Source organism: Haloglomus irregulare (assembly GCF_007421925.1).
GTDB lineage: Archaea > Halobacteriota > Halobacteria > Halobacteriales > Haloarculaceae > Haloglomus > Haloglomus irregulare.
Genome location: NZ_QMDX01000008.1, coordinates 103,620 through 121,677 on the forward strand (window position 1 = coordinate 103,620; position 18,058 = coordinate 121,677).

At 71.5% G+C, this 18,058-nt stretch carries 20 protein-coding genes; 11 read left to right on the top strand and 9 right to left on the bottom strand.

What is annotated here, in order from left to right; translation table 11 throughout:
* Nucleotides 1–15: 15 nt before the first annotated feature.
* Entirely contained in the window at nt 16–696 is a 681-nt protein-coding gene (locus DP107_RS12895; protein WP_144262561.1) for a hypothetical protein, read from the top strand.
* Between the two features lie 36 nt (nt 697–732).
* Here DP107_RS12895 and DP107_RS12900 read toward each other — a convergent pair whose 3' ends face one another.
* Nucleotides 733–1,395 carry a helix-turn-helix domain-containing protein gene (locus tag DP107_RS12900; protein ID WP_144262562.1) on the bottom strand — a complete coding sequence of 221 codons (663 nt, stop codon included), beginning with the start codon at nt 1,393–1,395 and terminating at the stop codon, nt 733–735.
* 117 nt (nt 1,396–1,512) lie between these two features.
* Here DP107_RS12900 and DP107_RS12905 point away from each other — a divergent pair, with 117 nt between their 5' ends.
* The 3 genes from DP107_RS12905 to DP107_RS12915 all read left to right on the top strand — a co-directional run bounded on the left by DP107_RS12905 (nt 1,513) and on the right by DP107_RS12915 (nt 3,253).
* Nucleotides 1,513–1,845 carry a hypothetical protein gene (locus DP107_RS12905; protein ID WP_144262563.1) on the top strand — a complete coding sequence of 111 codons (333 nt, stop codon included), beginning with the start codon at nt 1,513–1,515 and terminating at the stop codon, nt 1,843–1,845.
* Nucleotides 1,846–2,009: 164 nt separating this feature from the next.
* Nucleotides 2,010–2,396: a hypothetical protein gene (locus DP107_RS12910; protein ID WP_144262564.1), complete on the top strand. Its 387-nt coding sequence runs from the start codon at nt 2,010–2,012 to the stop codon at nt 2,394–2,396.
* 59 nt (nt 2,397–2,455) lie between these two features.
* A complete protein-coding gene (locus DP107_RS12915; protein ID WP_144262565.1) occupies nt 2,456–3,253 on the top strand; it encodes an N-acyl homoserine lactonase family protein in 798 nt (265 codons plus the stop codon).
* Nucleotides 3,254–3,274: 21 nt separating this feature from the next.
* Here the strand turns inward: DP107_RS12915 and DP107_RS12920 are convergent, their stop codons facing one another.
* Both DP107_RS12920 and DP107_RS12925 read right to left on the bottom strand, forming a co-directional pair.
* Nucleotides 3,275–4,474 carry an MFS transporter gene (locus DP107_RS12920; RefSeq protein ID WP_144262566.1) on the bottom strand — a complete coding sequence of 400 codons (1,200 nt, stop codon included), beginning with the start codon at nt 4,472–4,474 and terminating at the stop codon, nt 3,275–3,277.
* Between the two features lie 160 nt (nt 4,475–4,634).
* Nucleotides 4,635–5,861 (bottom strand): acyl-CoA dehydrogenase family protein, encoded by a 1,227-nt coding sequence (locus tag DP107_RS12925; RefSeq protein ID WP_144262567.1) that lies wholly within the window; start codon nt 5,859–5,861, stop codon nt 4,635–4,637.
* 115 nt (nt 5,862–5,976) lie between these two features.
* Between DP107_RS12925 and DP107_RS12930 the strand changes: the two genes are divergently transcribed.
* Nucleotides 5,977–7,035, top strand: a complete 1,059-nt coding sequence (locus tag DP107_RS12930) for a glycosyltransferase family 4 protein (protein WP_144262568.1) — start codon at nt 5,977–5,979, stop codon at nt 7,033–7,035.
* Nucleotides 7,036–7,099: 64 nt separating this feature from the next.
* Here DP107_RS12930 and DP107_RS12935 read toward each other — a convergent pair whose 3' ends face one another.
* Together DP107_RS12935 and DP107_RS12940 are read right to left on the bottom strand one after the other, a co-directional pair.
* Nucleotides 7,100–7,276 carry a 30S ribosomal protein S27e gene (locus tag DP107_RS12935; RefSeq protein ID WP_144262569.1) on the bottom strand — a complete coding sequence of 59 codons (177 nt, stop codon included), beginning with the start codon at nt 7,274–7,276 and terminating at the stop codon, nt 7,100–7,102.
* Nucleotides 7,276–7,557, bottom strand: a complete 282-nt coding sequence (locus DP107_RS12940) for a 50S ribosomal protein L44e (RefSeq protein WP_144262570.1) — start codon at nt 7,555–7,557, stop codon at nt 7,276–7,278. The genes DP107_RS12935 and DP107_RS12940 overlap by 1 nt, the downstream gene beginning before the upstream one ends.
* A 112-nt stretch (nt 7,558–7,669) precedes the next feature.
* Here DP107_RS12940 and DP107_RS12945 point away from each other — a divergent pair, with 112 nt between their 5' ends.
* Both DP107_RS12945 and DP107_RS12950 read left to right on the top strand, forming a co-directional pair.
* On the top strand, nt 7,670–7,936 hold the full coding sequence (locus tag DP107_RS12945) for an HAH_0734 family protein (RefSeq protein WP_144262571.1): 267 nt from the start codon (nt 7,670–7,672) through the stop codon (nt 7,934–7,936).
* Between the two features lie 52 nt (nt 7,937–7,988).
* Complete coding sequence (locus DP107_RS12950; RefSeq protein WP_144262572.1) at nt 7,989–8,729, top strand: metallophosphoesterase; 741 nt, start codon at nt 7,989–7,991, stop codon at nt 8,727–8,729.
* Nucleotides 8,730–8,745: 16 nt separating this feature from the next.
* Here the strand turns inward: DP107_RS12950 and DP107_RS12955 are convergent, their stop codons facing one another.
* The 3 genes from DP107_RS12955 to DP107_RS12965 are packed head-to-tail and all read right to left on the bottom strand — an operon-like array spanning nt 8,746 to nt 11,401.
* A complete protein-coding gene (locus DP107_RS12955; RefSeq protein WP_144262573.1) occupies nt 8,746–10,032 on the bottom strand; it encodes an NAD(P)/FAD-dependent oxidoreductase in 1,287 nt (428 codons plus the stop codon).
* A 24-nt stretch (nt 10,033–10,056) separates the two neighbouring features.
* Entirely contained in the window at nt 10,057–10,779 is a 723-nt protein-coding gene (locus tag DP107_RS12960; RefSeq protein WP_144262574.1) for a cytochrome c biogenesis CcdA family protein, read from the bottom strand.
* A gap of 1 nt (nt 10,780) precedes the next feature.
* Entirely contained in the window at nt 10,781–11,401 is a 621-nt protein-coding gene (locus DP107_RS12965; protein ID WP_144262575.1) for a peroxiredoxin family protein, read from the bottom strand.
* A gap of 145 nt (nt 11,402–11,546) precedes the next feature.
* Between DP107_RS12965 and DP107_RS12970 the strand changes: the two genes are divergently transcribed.
* The 4 genes from DP107_RS12970 to DP107_RS12985 all read left to right on the top strand — a co-directional run bounded on the left by DP107_RS12970 (nt 11,547) and on the right by DP107_RS12985 (nt 16,872).
* Nucleotides 11,547–12,752 (top strand): threonine synthase, encoded by a 1,206-nt coding sequence (locus DP107_RS12970; protein ID WP_144262576.1) that lies wholly within the window; start codon nt 11,547–11,549, stop codon nt 12,750–12,752.
* Nucleotides 12,753–12,821: 69 nt separating this feature from the next.
* Complete coding sequence (locus tag DP107_RS12975; protein WP_144262577.1) at nt 12,822–14,132, top strand: MFS transporter; 1,311 nt, start codon at nt 12,822–12,824, stop codon at nt 14,130–14,132.
* Between the two features lie 69 nt (nt 14,133–14,201).
* Nucleotides 14,202–16,268, top strand: a complete 2,067-nt coding sequence (uvrB, locus tag DP107_RS12980; protein ID WP_144262578.1) for an excinuclease ABC subunit UvrB — start codon at nt 14,202–14,204, stop codon at nt 16,266–16,268.
* A 55-nt stretch (nt 16,269–16,323) separates the two neighbouring features.
* A complete protein-coding gene (locus DP107_RS12985; protein ID WP_144262579.1) occupies nt 16,324–16,872 on the top strand; it encodes a CBS domain-containing protein in 549 nt (182 codons plus the stop codon).
* 94 nt (nt 16,873–16,966) lie between these two features.
* Here DP107_RS12985 and purM read toward each other — a convergent pair whose 3' ends face one another.
* Complete coding sequence (gene purM, locus DP107_RS12990) at nt 16,967–18,019, bottom strand: phosphoribosylformylglycinamidine cyclo-ligase (protein ID WP_144262580.1); 1,053 nt, start codon at nt 18,017–18,019, stop codon at nt 16,967–16,969.
* Nucleotides 18,020–18,058 lie beyond the last annotated feature (39 nt).

Below are 18,058 nucleotides of genomic sequence, written 5' to 3' on the forward strand. Positions count from 1 at the left end.
CCCCATCCCGTGGACATGACAGAGCGGGACGGGACCGAGCGGTTCGCGGCCGACGGCTGGCGAACGACGGCCGACCGCCCGGTCGGGAGCGACGGGGGGACCACGGCCCCGGAGGGGGGCGGCCGGAGCACGGAGCTCCCGCCGGTCGCGGAGGAGGCCGAGGGGGCCGGTGACGCCGAGGGCGGGACCGAGGACGGTCTGCTTGCGCCCCGGGGGCGCTCGCTGCTGGGGTACGTCGGCAGCGTCGTCGGCATCTTCATCGCCGCCGGGGTCGGCCTCGGACTGGGGTCGAACTTCATCCTCGGCTTCCTCATCGAGCAGTTCGTCGAGCCCGGCACCGCGCCGACGGACAACACGCTCGTCAGCATCATGCTGCTGCACAACGTCATCACGCCGTTCCTGGTCGGGCCGCTGATGGCGGTCGGCGCAGGGGCGCTCATCGGCCGTGCCCTCCCGGGGCGGCGCCTCACCGCGACCGCTATCGGTGGGTCCGCCTCGCTCGTCGGCTTCTACCTGATGACCGGTCTCACGCTCTTCCTTACCATCAACGTCATCGCGCAGTACTCCACCGGCGCCGGCGGTGGCGGCGGTGGCCTGGACCAGGCGGCGCTGGGCAAGCAGATCATCGAGAGCGGCATCCCCGCGGCCGTGGTCGGGGGCATCGGCGCCTACATCGGTTCGTACCTTTCCGGCTGATGCCCGCGACGGGCCGCTCTCCCGGGGGCCGGGTCGCTACTCCCGGAGCGCGCGGGGCACCACCGAGGGGATGAGCGTCGCCTGGATGCGCCTGAGGTGTTCGCCCACGGTCGCGGTCGAGACGTCAAGCGCCTCGGCGATGGCCTCCTGGTTCGTCTGCCGTGGGGTCTCGAAGTAGCCCAGTTCGAGCGCCGTGAGCAGGATTTCCTGCTGGCGCTCGGTCAGCGCGGCGAACGGGTCCGACCGGTCCGGGTCGTAGGTCCCCATCGACTCCAGGGAGAGCGCCAGGGACTCGGGCATTCCGTCGACGACCTCGCTGATGGCGGCGTCGCTGCCGAGGACGGTCACCCGGACCCCCCCGTCGGGGAGGCACTCGATGGGGAGGTCGAGGGCGATGGGCTGGCTCCGGCCGACGGCCAACAGGTTCCGGACCGTATCGTTCGGCTCGAAGTGAACCAGCGTGATGCCGTCCGTCTCGCCGACGTAGTCGACGTCGTAGATGTCGTCGCGGGCCTCCAGCAGCCGCTTCCCCCGCTCTAACTCCCCGCGGGAGGTGTAGACGACGATACCGGTCCCGTCGTCGAGGATGTCGATCTGGCGGATCGAGAGCCGCTGGATGCCCGGCTCGGCGGCGACGGCGGCGTCCGCGGGGTGGAGCCCGCCGCGGCCGGCGCTGATGACGAACGTCGCCTGACGCATATCCCGTCCTCGGGGCCGGGTGGCATGGTCCTTTCGACGGGGCGTTCGCGCCCGGCCGCGGTCGTCGTCGCTCCGCTCCCGACACCGTTTAAGCCCCACCGGGCTGAACGGCCGCGTATGGCAGACGAGAGCGATGACGAGGGAGGTATCGGCGGCAAGAAGCTGGCAGCCGGGGCGGTCGTCCTGCTGGGGGTCGCACTGCTGGTCCGCGTCCTCCGCGGCGGGGACGACGGGGCCGACGACGAGTCGTCGTCCGCCTCGGAGCCGGCGAGCGTAAGCGACGAGTCGGCCGCCTCGGAGCCGGCGGCGACAGACGCGCTCCCGGTCGACGCGGACGTGGAGTCCGCGATGGACGACATCGACATCGTCGATGCCATCTACGTCCTGGTCGCGGCGCTGAAGGCCGCCCGAGAGGAGTACCGACAGCGGACCGACGACGGCGGCGCCTGAACCGGGCCGCCGGGAGCACCCGGACTTCTCTCCTCGAAGCCGTTCCCACCGGCCGATGAGCGATTCCGGACCCCCGCTGGCGACGGTATCTGTTCCCGGCCGCCTGCCTCGGCGCCGCGGCGCTCGTTGTCCGGCGACTGCGGGCCGGTCGACCCGGCGCGATCGTGCCGGGCGAGGCCGACGTGAAGGGGGAACCGTCGGTCGAGCTCGACCGCGTTGCCCTCGGCGACGACCGCTCCGTCGCGACCGGTGGGCCGGACCCGACACTGGCTGCGGACGTGCTGGAGCTGAACCGGGAGGCCGCCGAACTCGTCGACACCGTCGAGGAGGAGCTGTTCCGCGAACCCGTCGAGACCGCCACCGGCGGCGCCGTCGAGACCGCCACCGGCGGCGCCGTCGAGGTGCCCGACGTGGCGGACGAGGTCGCCCGCCGCATCCGCGAGTCCGACGTCCCCGAGACGGCCACCGACGAACTGGAGGCGCTCGGTCCCCGCGGGATGCTCGACTTCGGCTCGCGGCGTCGTCGCGACGTCGCGGACGACGGGGAGTGACCCGACTCGACCACGCCGCCTAGTTTTATCGGTCAGCCGTCCGTGCGACGTGCTGTCACATGACGACAGCCGACGTGGTACACGAGTTCAACACGGCGACGTGGACGCTCGACAACAGCTTCCTGGTACAGTTGACGAACCCCGGCGAGGGGTACGACGCGGTCTGCCCGTTCTACCTCGTCGACCACCCCGAGGGGACGGTCGTGGTCGACACGGGCATCAGCCACGAGATGCTGGACGACCCGGCGGCGTACGGCCAGCACGGCGCCGGCTTCATGGAGGCGTTCCTGCCGACCATCGACTACGGCCCGGACAGCCACCCGCGGGCTCATCTCGACGACGCCGGCTACGACCCGACGGAGGTGGACTACGTCATCATGACCCACCTCCACTCGGACCACGCCGGTCACATGGACAGCTTCCCGAACGCCGAGTTCCTGGTCCAGCAGCAGGAACTCCGGTACGCCAACTGGCCCGTCCCGGTCCAGGAGGTGTTCTATCTGGAGGGTGACTTCGACATGCTCCGGTCGGCCGAGTACGACGTGACGGCGCTCCAGGGCCCGTACGACGTGTTCGGCGACGGGAGCGTCCGGACGATGCCGACCCCCGGGCACACGCCCGGCCAACAGTCGGTCGTCGTCGAGCTCCCGGACGCGGGGACGGTCGTCCTCGGGGCGGACATCGCCCACACGCAGGACGGCTACGAGCGCGAGCACCTGGCCTCGTTCAACTGGGACCTCGGACGGTCGATCGAGTCGCTCCGGGAAATAAAGGCGCTGGCCCGCCGCGAGGACGCCACCGTCGTGGTCACCCACGACAACGAGGACGGCGAACTGTTCGAGGGCGGGCTCCGGTAGGGCCGTCGGCCGGAGCGGCCGTCAGGCCCCGGCCGTCGCCCGCGATGGGAGGAACGCGTAGAGCAGCGCCGCGACCGCGGTGACGGCCGCGAGCAGGTAGAACGCCTCGTCGAACAGGGCGCGGTCGGCCATCACCCCGACGACGGTCGAGCCGGTCGCCCCGAGCAGAAAGAAGGCCGTCCGGAGGGTGCCCCACGCGGTGCCGGTCACCGCGTCCGGGAGGACGGCGATGATGTAGGCGTTCGACACCGGCGCGATGGCGAGCCGTGTCCCGAGCACGAGCGAGAGGGCGGCCAGCGGGAGCAGGCCTCCCACGAGCGGCACGGCCGCGACCGCGACGGCGCCGACCGCGGAGACGACGGTCAGGACGATCCGCTCGCCGTAGCGGTCGGCCAGCGCGCCGCCGCCCAACTGCGCGACCGCGCCGCCGACGAACAGTAGCGCGAACAGCCCCGCGGCCACCCGCTGGTCGAGCGTCCGCGCGAGGTATGTGACGTAGAACGCGGAGAGCCCCTGGAACGCGAACAGCATCAGCGTCACCGCGGCCACGGCGATGGCGACGCCCCGGCGCCGGACCGCGCGGAACACGTCCCCGCCGAGGTCGGCCAGTGGGACGGGGTCGGGCGTCGACGCGCCGTCGCGCTCGGGGACGCTGTGCCAGGCGAAGGCGGCGGCGACCAGCAGCGGCGGCGCCAGCCCGGCGACCACCAGCCGCCAGCCGGCCGACCCCACCAGCGCCCCCGCGAGGAAGGGGAGTACGGCGGAGCCGACGGACCCGGCGGCCAGCGTCGCGCCGATGGCCGCGCCGTCGTCGTCCGGGAACGTCCGGGCGAGCGCGGTCCCGCGAGCGGGTCCGTAGAGCCCGGTCGCGAAGCCGAAGGCCGCACAGCCGCCGAGGAAGGCGAGGTAGACGGGCGCCACCCCGAGGACGCCGACGCTGCCCGCCGACAGCAGCAGGCTGCCCGCGAGGAGCCGGCGCTCGCCCACCCGGTCGACCAGCGCGCCGGCCGGCGACTGCATCAGCGCGTAGGTCGCCCAGATGACCGTCACCGCGACCCCGCCGCCGGTGTTTCCCACCTCGAACGCGCCGGTCACCTGCGGCAGCACCGCCGGAACGAGGAAGCGCCCGCCGATGACGAACACCCAACCGGCCGCGATGGCCAGTAGCACCCACCCCCGGCCGCCGCCGCGCAGTCGGCCCGCCGCCGTACGAACACCCATCCACCCGGTCGGAGTCGTGGGCGCCACTACGCCGTTCCGGTTTCCGCCGGGATGCCGAGCCGATGCGGATCGCGTGGTAATGTCCGTATTCCCCGTTCAAACTCCGGAACAAGTCGGGTATCACCCCGATAGATCACGAACCGCCCCGGAAACGGACGTATCAGTACGACTTCGGCAGCCCGAGTGCGGTCGTCCCGATGTAGTTCAGCGCGAGCTCCTGGGCGATGGGGACCAGCCGGCAGAGGCGGGCCTCCCGGAAGTACCGCTCCACGTCGTACTCGCGGGCGACGCCGAAGCCGCCGTGGGCCTGGACCGCGGCGTCGGCGGCCTCGAAGGCGGCCTCGGCGGCGAGGTACTTCGCCGTGTTCGCCAGCACGCCCGCCTGCTCGCGCTCGACGTCGTGGATCCGGTCGGCGGCGTTGTAGACGACGTGCTTCGCGGCGACGAGGTCGGCGAACGCCTCCGCCAGCGGGTGCTGGATGGCCTGGTTCTTCCCGATGGGCCGGTCGAACACCTCGCGCTCGGCGGCGTACTCGGCGCCGGCGTCGAGTGCGGCCTCGCCGAGCCCGATGCACTCGGCGGCGATGACCAGCCGCTCCTCGTTGAGTCCGTCCAGCAGCTGGTAGAACCCCCGGCCCTCCTCGCCGATGAGGCGGTCCGCCGGCACCCGGGCCCCCTCGAACCAGAGTTCGTAGCTGTGGACCGCGCTCGCGGCCGTCTTGGGTATCCGTCGCGTCTCCAGGGCGCCCTGCTCGCGGAGCGCGTCCACGTCAGCGAGGAACATGGAGATGCCCCGGGTGCGCTTCTCGACGGCGTCCCGTGGGGTGGTCCGGGCCATCAGGACGATGTAGTCCGTCCGGTCGACCCGGGAGATCCAGAGCTTCTGCCCGTCGACGACGTACTCCTCCGGGTCGCCGTCGTCGGTCGCGGGGACGGCGACGGTCTCGAGCGCCGTCGAATCCGAGCCCGCGTTCGGCTCGGTCAGGCCGAGCGACTGGACCGCCGCCTCGCCGCGGGCCAGCTTCGGCAGCAGTTCCTCCTTCAGCGACTCGCTGGCGTACTCGACGATGGGCGGGACGTTGTAGATGCCGCCGTGAACGGCCTGCGTGGCGGCGAACCCGCCGCCACTGGCGGCGATCTCCTCCATCATCACCACGACCTCCGGCGTCCCCATCCCCGGGCCGCCGTACGCCTCGGGGACGAGCGCGCCGAGCCAGCCGTCCCCGGCGAGCGTGTCGACGAACGCGTCCGGGTACCGCTCCTCGCGGTCGCACTCGCGCCAGTAGTCGTCGCCGTACGCCTCGCAGATCTCGCGGATGGACCGCCGGACGAGTCGCTGCTCCTCCGAGAGGTCGACCGTGTCCATGGCCGCGCGAACCGGTCCCATGCCTCCGTGGAGGGCCGAAGCGGGCATGAATCCACGGTCGAACCGGATGCGGCCCGTCACGATCCCGCCGTCGCGACCCGACAGCGTTTAGCCCGCCGCCCGAATCCCTCCGGCGATGCGGGTCCTCAACTACCTCGAACTGGAGGACCGGTTGGCGCGCAGCGGTATCGGCACCAGCACTGCCCACCAGCGGGCGGCGCTGGCCGACACCGACCACGTCGTCGAGACCTCGCCGTGGCGCGGCGGGTCGCCGGTCGCCGCGGCGGGTCGTCGTCTGCTCGGCGACTCGCCCTTCCGCGACTACGACCTGGCCCACTGCAACGTCATCGGGCCGGGGAGCGTCGCCGTCGCCCGCCACGCCCGCCGGAACGGGGTGCCGCTCGTCCTCCACGCCCACGTCACGGCCGAGGACTTCGCCGAGTCGTTCCGGTTCTCCTCCCGGGTGACGGGCCCGCTGCGGCGCTACCTCCGCTGGTTCTACTCGCAGGCCGACCTCGTCCTCGTCCCCTCCGAATACACCCGCTCGAACATCGAGACCTACCCCGTCGACGCCCCCATCCGCCAGATGACCAACGGCGTCGACGCCGGGCGGCTCGCGGGCCACGAGGGGCTCCGCGAGGAGTACCGCGACCGGTACGGTATCGACGGGCTGAGCGTGTTCACGGTCGGGAGCGTCTTCGAGCGCAAGGGCCTGACGACGTTCTGTGAACTCGCGCGGGCGGTCGACTACGACTTCACCTGGTTCGGCCACGTCGACGAGGGACCGCACGCCTCGCCGGTCGTCCGCGAGTGGACGAGCGACCCGCCCGAGAACGTCACGTTCACGGGCTGGGTGGAGGACGTCCGCGGTTCGTACGGCGCCGGCGACGTGTTCCTCCTCCCGACGAAGGACGAGAACCAGGGCATCGTCGTGCTGGAGGCGATGGCCTGCGGGAAAGCGGTCGTCCTGAGCGACATCCCCGTCTTCCGGGAGTTCTACACGGACGGGGAGGACTGTCTCATGTGCTCGTCGTTCGGGGAGTACGTCGACGCGCTGGACCGGCTGGCGGCGAACCCGGGGCTCCGCGAGCGTCTCGGCGAGAACGCAGAGGAGACGGCCGCCGAGCACTCGCTGGACCGCGTGGCGCGGGAACTGGACGACGCCTACCGGTCGGTGGTCGAGACGCGGTCCTGAGCGGGCGCCGGCGACCAGCGCGGCCGCTGAGCGGGCGAGAACGGTGACGAGAGATGCCGGTCGTCTACGCGCGGGACTCGACGACGTCCAGCACCTCGGCCTCGATGTCGGCGAGGCCACCGGTGGGGTGGACGAGCGCGTGGCCGCAGACGGCGCAGGCCACCTCGGTGGAGGCCTTGCCGAAGACGGTCTGTTCGTTCTCGCAGTCCGGACATCGGACCGAGACGAAATCACCCGACATTATTCCGTCAGCTCCAGTTTGCCCGCGCGCCATCCCTCGCGGAGGTGGGCCGACCCACAGTCCGAGCAGCGGTAGCGCAGGTCGGTCTTCTTGGTCGGCTTGTCGCCACCGGGGACCTTTGAGAAGCGCCCGGCGTTGCCGATGACGCTCTTGCCCCGACGGGTTCGACGCGCGTCCCACTTGGTGCCCGAGGAGCGGCCCGTCCGGACCTTCTCCACCTCGTGTTGGTGGTGCGCGTCACAGTGCGGGCAGTACGTGTTGAACCGGCGTGGCATCTCCATGGTTTGCCGACGGTAGCGCGTCGGCCCCTAAAACCGGTTCGGTTCCACCCCCGCTCACCCCCGGAGGCGGTGCTTCGACACGCTTAACCCCCGATGTTCGAAACCCACCCACATGAAGCGGCTCATCATCCACGGGGACCCCGGCATCCGAAAGGAGGCCGTCATCGAGGTCGACGGCGAGGAGTACGTCTGCTTCGGCATCGCCCGCCAGGGCGACTGGCACGGCCCGGACGAGGTCCAGCTCTGGTGCACCGTCGGTAGCGAGGACGAGCGCGAGACCTTCGCCAAGCGGGAGTTCATCCCGATGCACATGGACGTGATTGACGTCGACGCCGCGGCCGTCGAGGTCAAGAGCGAGAAGAGCGACCTCGCGGTCTGAGGCGGCCGCCACAGCCGGGACCCTTTTCGCCGCCCGTCCGCAACGAGGGGACATGTCCACGCGGGGTGCCGCCGTCGAGGGCGCGACCTTCCGCGACCGCGCGGTCTACCTCGAACGCGCCGGCGCGCTCGTACTCGCCGACACGCATCTCGGGCGGGACCAGCGCTCGAACGTCCAGCTCCGGCTCGGCGAGGACCGCGACATCACACAGCGGGTCGTCGCGCTGCTGGAGCGGTTCGAGCCGGACGAACTGGTCGTCGGCGGCGACCTGCTCCACTCCTTCCAGGGGGTCCCGCGCGGCGTCCGCGAGTCGCTGCGCGACCTGCAGCGGGCCGTCGAGGACGCCGCCGCCCGCGTGGTTGTCACGCCCGGCAACCACGACACCATGCTCGGGGAGCTGTGGGACGGGCCCACGGCCGACGCGCACCGCCTCACGGATGGCGACCGCGAGGTGGTCGTCCTGCACGGCCACGAGCCGCCCGCCGTCGACGGGGACGACCCCGCCGACCCGGACCTCTACGTCGTGGGCCACGACCATCCGACCATCGAGATCGAGGGGCAGCGCCGGCCCTGCTACCTCCACGGGCGGGGCTGCTACCGGGGTGCGGACCTGCTGATGCTGCCGCCGTTCACCCGGCTGGCCGCGGGCACGCCGGTCAACGGGATGTCGACGGCCGACTTCATGTCGCCGCTGGTGACCGACGCGGACCTGCTCCGGCCGCTCGTCCACGACGAGGCCGCCGCGGAGACGCTGGCGTTCCCGCCGCTGGGCCGGTTCCGGGAACTGCTGTGAACCGGTCGCCGGCCCGTCAGACGCCCTGCTCGTCCAGCACCGCCCCCGTCGCGCGGGCGCCGCTGTCGAGCGCGGCCTGGATGGAGGACCAGGAGGTGTAATCACCGGCGAGGTAGACCGGCCCGTCGGGGTCGCGGATTCCGGGCAGGTTGTCGCGGAAGCCCGGCGGCTGCGCGAACTGCGCGAACGGGACGCGGTCCGTGTGCTCGTGCCGGAGCTCGTCGAACCGGTGCTCGGGATACCAGTCGGCCAGCGCCGCACGGAGCTCCTCGGTCAGCTCCGAGTCGGCCGCGTCCTCGACGCCGAGCCACGTGGCGCTCAGCAGCTGCCGGCCGTCCGGGGCGTACTCGGGTGCGACCGCGGAGATCGGGACGACCTCGTTGGGCCGCGCGTCGGCGGCGTTGAGCAGGATGCGCCCCCCGGTCCGGAGGTCCTTGTTCGCCGGGAGCGAGTAGTAGCCCGTCGTGCAGCCCCGGCGCTCCTCCGGCGCCCGGACACCTGTCAGGTCGCTCGCGGTCCTCGGGTCCGTCGCGACCATGCAGGCATCGAACCGACGGGTGCCGGACACGCCGTCCAGCGTGAGCGCGACGCCGTCGGTCTGCGGGTCCGGCCCGTCCGGCTCGACGCCGGTGACGGCCTGCCCGGCGTGGAGGGTCGCGTCGGTTCGCTCGGCGCGCGCGACCAGCTGCTCCGGGATGGCCCCCATCCCCGCCGCCGGGACCGCGATGGCGCCCGCGGAGAGGCATTTGAACGTGTACCGGAACACCGCCGCCGACGAGGCGAGCGAGCGGTCCAGCGTCACGCCGCCGTAGAACGGCTCCGCGAACCGCTCGACGAGCGCGGTCGAGAAGCCGTAGTCCGCGAGGAACTCCCGGATGGACGTATCCTCCCCGGCGAAGACCTCGCGTTCGCTCCGCCCCGCGAGCTGGCGCTGGAGCCGGAACAGCCGGAGCTTGTCGGTCAGCCGGACATCGCGGTTCAGTATCGTCTCGACCGCGGCCCCGGGGTCCCGGAGCGGGTCCGACAGCGTCGACCGCCGCCCCGGCCGGCAGATGATGGCCCCCGGCGGGAACCGTCGCAGGTTCAGCCGCTTGAGGTCGAGCTCGCGCCTCGCCGCGGGGTATGAGGTGAACAGCACCTGGAACCCGCGGTCGAACGTGTAGTCCCCGTCGTGGGTCGTCCGGACCCGGCCGCCGAACTCGTCGCGGCGCTCGAACAGTTCCGCGCGAGCGCCGGCCTCCGCGAGTCGTCGGGCGGCGACCAGCCCGGCCAGCCCACCGCCGACGACGGCGACATCGGTCATGTGGTGCGGTTCTCGCGGCGGGGACTAAACCGCTGTCGTCACGAGCCGCGGTTCCACCGGCGAGTCGCCGGGCAGCCCCAGCGGCCCGGCGACCTCGAAGACGAACAGGAGGTAGTACAGCGAGATGGCGAGCAGCGTCAGCCCGGTGAGGACCTCGATAGTGCGCTGGTGTCCCGTCAGCAGCCCGAGCACGCGGTTCCGCGCGCCCTCGGAGACGACGGCGAAGGCGAGCAGCGGGGTGGCCATGCCGACGCCGAAGACGCCGAAGTTGGTGATGCTGGACACGGGGTCGGTGAACAGGAAGGCGCGGGCGAAGAAGACGGAGATGAACCCCGGGTTGCAGGGGAGGACGATGGCGCCGAAGAAGGCGCCGTAGGCGAACGCGGACAGCGACGGGTACTGGCTCCCCGGCGGCTCGACGGTCGGGAGCCGCGACTGCGGGTGGAGGTCGGCGACGAGGACGACGCCGAGTGCCGCCAGCAGGACGAACGCCGGGACCGACACCGACTCCACGACCGCGGTCAGGGATATCTCGAGCAGCGTGGTGAACAGGACGCCGATGCCCGCCATGAAGCTGATGACCCCCAGCGCGACCAGCCCCCCGAGGACGGCGATGGAGGGGGCGTCCTCGTCCTGGTTCGAGAGGAAGGCGAGGAACCCCGGATAGAGCGGGATGACGCAGACGGCCGAGAGCGGCGTCGCCAGCCCGAGCGTGTAGGAGGTCGCGAGCTGGCCGAGTAACCCCATCTCAGCAGTCCCCGGCGGCGGTCCGGAGCTCGCTCGCCGACTGGATGCTGCCGGCCATGAACTCCGCGCTCCCGTCACCACAGCTCACGATGACGGGCGTGCTCGGCGCGTTCGTGACGGTCGTGCCGAACGCGTCGATGAGCGACTCCGTCATCGCCGGTGGTGAGACGGCGAACCGCCAGTCGAAGCCGTTACCCTCCGCGTGGGTCCGGACCTTCTCGGCGTCCTCGTTGGGGTCGGTGTTGAGACCGACGACCGTCACCGAGTCACCCAGCTCGGCGAGCGCCTCGGACTGGCGCTGGCACTTGGGGCACCAGACCGCGAACGACTGGATGACGACGGGCGCGGACAGCTCCGCGATGCTGAACGACTCGTCGCCGCGGACGGTGGTGAGCTCCGCGGTCCGCCAGGTGGCCGCACTCTCGCCGTCACCGTCGCTACCACCGCCGCTACTGCCGCTCGTACCGTCGGTGCTGCCGCCGGTTCCGCCGTCGCCACCGTCGCCGTCGGGGTCACCGGTGCAGCCAGCGAGCAGCGCCGCGCCGAGGCCCCCCGTCGCCGCGAGGAGGCGTCGCCGCGACGGTCCGTCCGCGGGTCCGTCGTCGGGTCCAGCAGGGCACATGTCACTCGGATGAACGCGGAACACCCACTAAGCGGTTATGCGAACTCCGTTCGAACTGATTCTAGATTCTCCCGCCGCGCCGGGCGTTCCCGGCACGTCCGGCGGCGACGAACAGGTCTTTGCCGACCGCCCCCGAATGTCGAGCATGCAGACGACGGACGCGTTCAACGGGTTGGACTGTCTCGACTGTGGGGCGTCGTTCGACGCGGCCGACGGCCCGGGGCGCTGCCCGGACTGTGGCGGCGTCCTCGACCCGACGTACGACTACGAGTCGCTCGACCTCTCCCGGGAGTCGTTCGCGCGTGACCCGCTCACCGACGGGCACGCGGGCATCTGGCGGTACGCGCCGGTACTGCCGGTCCCGCAGTCGGCGGCCGTCACGATGGACGAGGGGTCGACGCCGCTGGTCGAGGCCCCGCGGCTGGCCGAGGAACTGGAGGTCGGGCGTGTCCTCGTCAAGGACGAGGGACGGAACCCGACGGGCACGTTCGACGACCGCGGCGCGGCGCTCGCCGTCTCGGCCGCGGCCGCACAGGGGGCGACGGACGTGGCGCTCCCCTCGACCGGCAACGACGGCCAGGCCATCGCCTCCTACGCCGCCCGGGCCGACATGGAGTCACACACGTTCGTCCCGTCCCGGGCGTCGTTCGTCAACAAGGCGATGATCAACGTCCACGGCGGTGATATGTACGTGGTCGACGGCCGACTGGACGACGCCATCGAGGCGTACGAGGACGTGATAGCCGAGCGTGACGACTACCACCCGCTCCGGGCGTTCGTCACGCCGTACCGGCACGAGGGGGCCAAAACTGCCTACTACGAGCTACTGGAGCAGCTCGACTGGGAGCTCCCCGACGCGGTGGTCTGCCCGACCGGCGACGGCGTCGGCGTGACGGGGCTCGCCAAGGGTGCCCGCGAGTGTCGCGACCTCGGGCTGGTCGAGGAGACGACGCCGCTGTACCTCGCCCAGTCCGAGGGCTGTGCGCCGATCGTCGAGGCGTTCGAGGCGGGCGCCGAGACGGCCGAGCCGTGGGAGTACCCGGACACGGTCTGTGGTGCGCTGGAGGTGCCGAACCCGGCCGGCGGGCGGGCGGCGCTCCGGGCGGTCAGGGAGACGGGCGGTGGCGCGGTCGCGGCCGACGACCAGGACATCATGGACACCGCGGCGACCGTGGCCCTCCACGAGGGGCTCGAGGCGGGCGTGGCCGGCGCGGCCGCCGCCGCGGGCGCCTGGGCGCTCTCCCGGGCCGGCGAGTTCGGCACGGACGACACGGTCGTGCTGCTCAATACGGCCGCCGGCAACAAGGACGCCGACCTCATCCGGAGCCGGCTGATGGCGAAGGGGATGTAGCGGGTCCAGCCGGTTCGGCCGCCGGCCACAGTCGGTTCTTTCAAGTTCGCTGCCGACGGCGTGGAACGCGTGAGACCGCTCCGGAACCCCGGGCAGCGTCGGTGGCTCGTGTTCGCCGTCCTGGCGGGCGCGTTCCTGCTGGTCAACATCCACCGCCTGTCGACGGCCGTCCTCGCCGACCGGCTGGCGCGGTCGTTCGACGCCACCGCGGCCGAACTCGGGACGCTGCACGCCGCGTTCTTCTACGTCTACGCGCCGCTCCAGATCGTCGCGGGCGTCCTGGCCGACCGGGCGGGCATCCGCTGGACGGCCGCCGTCGGCACCGTCGTCATGAGCATCGGCGGCGTGCTGTTCGCGGTGGCGCCGCTGTTCCCCGCGGCCTTCGCCGCGCGGCTGCTCGTCGGCCTGGGCGGGAGCGTCGTCTTCATCGCCACGCTGCGGTTCTGCGCGAACTGGTTCCGCCCGGACGAGTTCGCCACCATGTCCGGCGTCACCATCGCCATCGCGGGGCTGGGCGGCATCATCGCCACCACGCCGCTGGCACTGCTGGTCGAGCGGACGGGCTGGCAGACCGCGATGCTGGGGCTGGGCCTCATCGGCCTCGTGATGGGCGTAATCGTCGCCGTCGCCGCCCGGGACTCCCCCGCCGACGCCGGACTCCCGGCCATCGAGGGCGTCCCGTCGGCCGAGACGCTGTCGCTGTCGAAGGTCGTCACGAACGCCAAGCGCGTCCTCGGCGGCGCGGACACCTGGCTGGTCGGCATCGTCCTCTTCTGCGAGATCGGCGTCAACCTCACCGTCATCGGGCTGTGGGGGGTGCCGTACATGGTCCAGAACTACCCGAACGTCGGCGTGACGGAGGCCTCGACCTACGCGCTGGTGGGGAGCGTCGGCCTGCTGCTCGGCCCGCCGCTCATCGGCCGGCTCTCCGACCGCCTGGAGCGCCGGACCGTCCTGATGGTCGCCGGGGGCGTCGTCTACACCGCCGCGTTCGCCGTCCTCGCGCTGGGGACGCCGCCGAAGTTCGTCGTCGGCATCGTCCTGTTCATCGCGGGCGCGCTCGGCGGCGCGTTCGCGCTCGGCTACGCCGTCGTCAAGGAGCAACACAGCGCCGCCGCCTCGGGTGTCGCCATGGGCGTCGTCAACGGCATCGGCTTCTCCGGCGCCGCCGTCTTCCCGGTGGCGATGGGCCTCGTCCTCGACGCCTACTGGACCGGCGAGACCGTGGCCGGGGCGCGCGTCTACACGGAGTTCGGCTACCAGGTCGCGTTCGGGCTGGCGACGCTCGCCGGCCTGGTCGCGCTTGCCTGCTCGCTGGCGCTACACCGCCGTGCCGAGTCGGCGACCGTGGCGGCGGAGCCGGCGGCCGGCGACGACTGACCCCCGCCTCCCTCGCGCCGACCGGCCCGCGGGCGCGCCGCTCAAGTGTCCCGCCCTCCAGTCACCGTCATGAGTGATTCGACGGGCGGTGCCCTCTCGCCCGACCGGCCCGAGGCCGAGCGCCCCTTCCGCGTCGACGCCCCGTTCGACCCCGCCGGGGACCAGCCCGACGCCATCCGCGAACTCGTCGACGGCTACGAGTCGGGGATGACGAAACAGACCCTGCTGGGCGTGACGGGGTCGGGGAAGACCAACACCGTCTCCTGGGCCGTCGAGGAGCTCCAGCAGCCCACGCTGGTCATCGCGCACAACAAGACCCTCGCGGCGCAGCTGTACGAGGAGTTCCGCAACCTGTTCCCGGACAACGCCGTCGAGTACTTCGTCTCCTACTACGACTACTACCAGCCCGAGGCCTACGTCGAGGGGACGGACACCTACATCGACAAGGACGCCTCCATCAACGACGAGATCGACCGGCTGCGCCACTCCGCGACGCGGTCGCTGCTCACCAGGGACGACGTCATCGTGGTGGCCTCCGTCTCGGCCATCTACGGGCTGGGCGACCCCGCGAACTACGTCGACATGGCGATGCGGCTGGAGGAGGGTGACGAGATCGACCGCGACGAACTCCTGGCGCGGCTGGTCGACCTGAACTACGAACGCAACGACGTGGACTTCACGAACGGCACCTTCCGCGTGCGCGGGGACACAGTCGAGGTGTTCCCGATGTACGGCCGCTACGCGGTGCGGGTGGAGTTCTGGGGCGACGAGGTCGACCGGCTCCAGAAGCTCGACCCGCTGGCGGGCGAGATCCGGAGCCAGGAGCCCGCGGTGCTGTTCCACCCGGCCGAGCACTACTCCATCCCCGAGCAGCGCATAGAGCGCGCCATCGAGGAGATCGAGAGGCTGATGGAGGACCGGGTGCGCCACTTCGAGCGGCAGGGCGACCTCGTTGCGGCCCAGCGCATCGAGGAGCGGACCACCTTCGACCTGGAGATGATGCGCGAGACGGGCTACTGCTCGGGCATCGAGAACTACTCCGTCCACCTCTCGGACCGCGAGTCCGGGGAGGCGCCCTACACGCTGCTGGACTACTTCCCCGATGAGTTCCTCACTGTCGTCGACGAGTCCCACCAGACACTGCCCCAGATCCGCGGACAGCTCGCCGGGGACAAGGCGCGCAAGGAGTCGCTCGTCGACAACGGCTTCCGGCTCCCGACGGCCTACGACAACCGGCCGCTCTCGTTCGAGGAGTTCGAGGAGCGAACCGACCGCACCCTGTACGTCAGCGCGACGCCGGGCGACTACGAGCGCGACCACTCCGAGCAGGTGGTCGAGCAGATCGTCCGGCCGACCCACCTCGTCGACCCCGAGGTGACCGTCGAGCCCGCGGAGGGCCAGGTCGAGGACCTGCTTGACCGCATCGACGCGATGCCCGGGGACGAGCGCGCCCTCGTGACGACGCTCACCAAGCGGATGGCCGAGGACCTCACGGAGTACCTGGAGGAGGCCGGGGTCGACGTCGCGTACATGCACGACGAGACGGACACCCTGGAGCGCCACGAACTCATCCGGAGCCTGCGGCTCGGCGAGATCCAGGTGCTCGTCGGCATCAACCTGCTGCGCGAGGGGCTGGACATCCCCGAGGTGAGTCTCGTCGCCATCCTCGACGCCGACCAGGAGGGGTTCCTCCGGTCGGAGACGACACTCGTCCAGACGATGGGCCGGGCCGCGCGGAACGTCAACGGCGAGGTCGTCCTCTACGCGGACGAGACGACCGACTCGATGGCGGCGGCCATCGAGGAGACCCAGCGCCGCCGTCGCATCCAGCGGGAGTTCAACGAGACACAGGGCCACACCCCGACGACCATCGAGAAGGAGGTCGGGGAGACGAACCTCCCCGGCGCGGAGACCGAGACCGGCGACGTGAGCGGCCTCGAGGCCGACGACCCCGACGAGGCCCGCGAGCTGATCGAGCGCCTCGAACGCCGGATGCGGGAGGCCGCCGACAACCTGGAGTTCGAACTCGCCGCCGACATCCGGGACCGCATCCGCGAGGTCCGCGAGTCGTTCGAACTCGAGGACGACGGCGTCCCGCCCGAGGAGGGCATCCCGACGCCGGACGAGGGGCTGTAACCGGGGGTCGTCCCCCCCAGAACGCTTTTGTGATAACCCGTGGTTATCACTCGGTATGGAACTGCCGACGGCCGCCGAGCTCCGCGAGCGGCGGAAGAAGGACCTGGACATGACCCAGAGCGAGCTGGCGGAGATGGCCGGCGTCTCCCAGCCGCTCATCGCGCGCATCGAGGGTGGCGACGTCGACCCCCGGCTCTCGACGCTGCGCCGCATCGTCAACGCGATGAACGAGGCCGAGGGCGCCATCAAGCGTGCCGAGGACATCATGAACCGCGACCTCACCTTCGTCTCCCGCGACGACAGCGTCGCCGCCGCCATCGACCTGATGGGCGAGGCCGGCTTCTCCCAGCTCCCCGTGACCGACGAGGGCGGCACCCCCGTCGGGCTCATCTCCAACTCCGACGTCCGTCATTACGGCGCCGACGAGGTCGACGAGATCCCCGTCGCCGAGGCGATGGGCGAGTCCATCGTGACGGTCGGAGGCGACGCCACGCTCGACGAGATCAACGACTACCTCGACCACAACCCCGCCATCATCGTCATGGACGGCGGCACGATGGTCGGCATCATCACCGAAGCGGACGTGGCGACGCATCTCCGCTGACGAGAGTGGGAGCCGGAGGGGAGGTATTACCTCATCCGAGCGTTGCTAATACACGAACAGCCATATCTGACGCAGAACTATCGGTATGAAACGGCTACTCGAGCGATAGGTCGCGAATCTCGACGTGTGCGTCGCCGTCCGCCGCCTCGACGTGCCCGATGACGCGCCCGTCGGTCGCCTCGACCACCGCGTCCGCATCGGCGGGGTCGAGCGCGGCGACGAGGCCGGTTCCCATGTTGAACGTGCGGTGCATCTCCCCGTCGTCGACCGACCCCTCGGCCCGCACGAAGTCGAGAACCGGGTCGGGGTCGAACGGGTCGTCGATGACGTACCGATGTTCGCCCAGGCGGGTCAGGTTCGTCCAGCCGCCGCCAGTGACGTGGGCGGCGGCGCGAGCCTCGGCCCGGCGGAGCGGACCCAGCAGGTCGGTGTAGATCCGCGTCGGCTCCAGCAGAACGTCGCCGATGCGGGGCGTCTCGCCGTCCGCGACGCGCGAGCAGTTCGGCCGGCCGTACTCCGCGACCGGGAAGGGGTCCGTGTACGAGTGCCCGCGCGTGGTCACCTCTCGCGCGAGCGTGAGGCCGTTCGAGTGGATGCCCGAGGCGGGGAAGCCGACGAGCGCGTCGCCCGCCCCGGCCTCGCCGGGGAACAGGTCGTCGTCGGTCGCGAGGCCGGCACAGGTGCCCGCCAGGTCGAGGCCGGTGACGACCTCCGGCATCACGGCCGTCTCCCCGGCGACGAGTTCGATGTCCGCGGCGTCACAGCCCGCGCGCAGTCCCTCGCCGACCTGCTCGGCGAACCCCTCGTCCGGCTCGTCCACCGCGAGGTAGTCGACGAACGCGGCCGGCGTGACGCCAGCGGCGACGAGGTCGTTGACGTTCATGGCGATGCAGTCGATGCCGACGGTGGAGTAGTCGCCGAGCGCCTCGGCGACGAGCAGTTTCGTGCCGACGCCGTCGGTCGCGAGCGCGAGATACCGGTCGCCGATGTCGAGCAACCCGGCGTAGTCGCCCGCAACACCCTCGGCGGCGCCGACGAGCGCCGCGGTCGCGGCCTCGCTCGCGTCGATGTCGACGCCGGCCTCGGCGTAGGTCAGCCCCTCCTCGTCGGCCCCGTCGGTCGGGTCGTCCTCGCCGGTGTCGGTCATGGGTTGGGGCCCGGCCGAAGCGCGCAAAGGCGTGTCGGT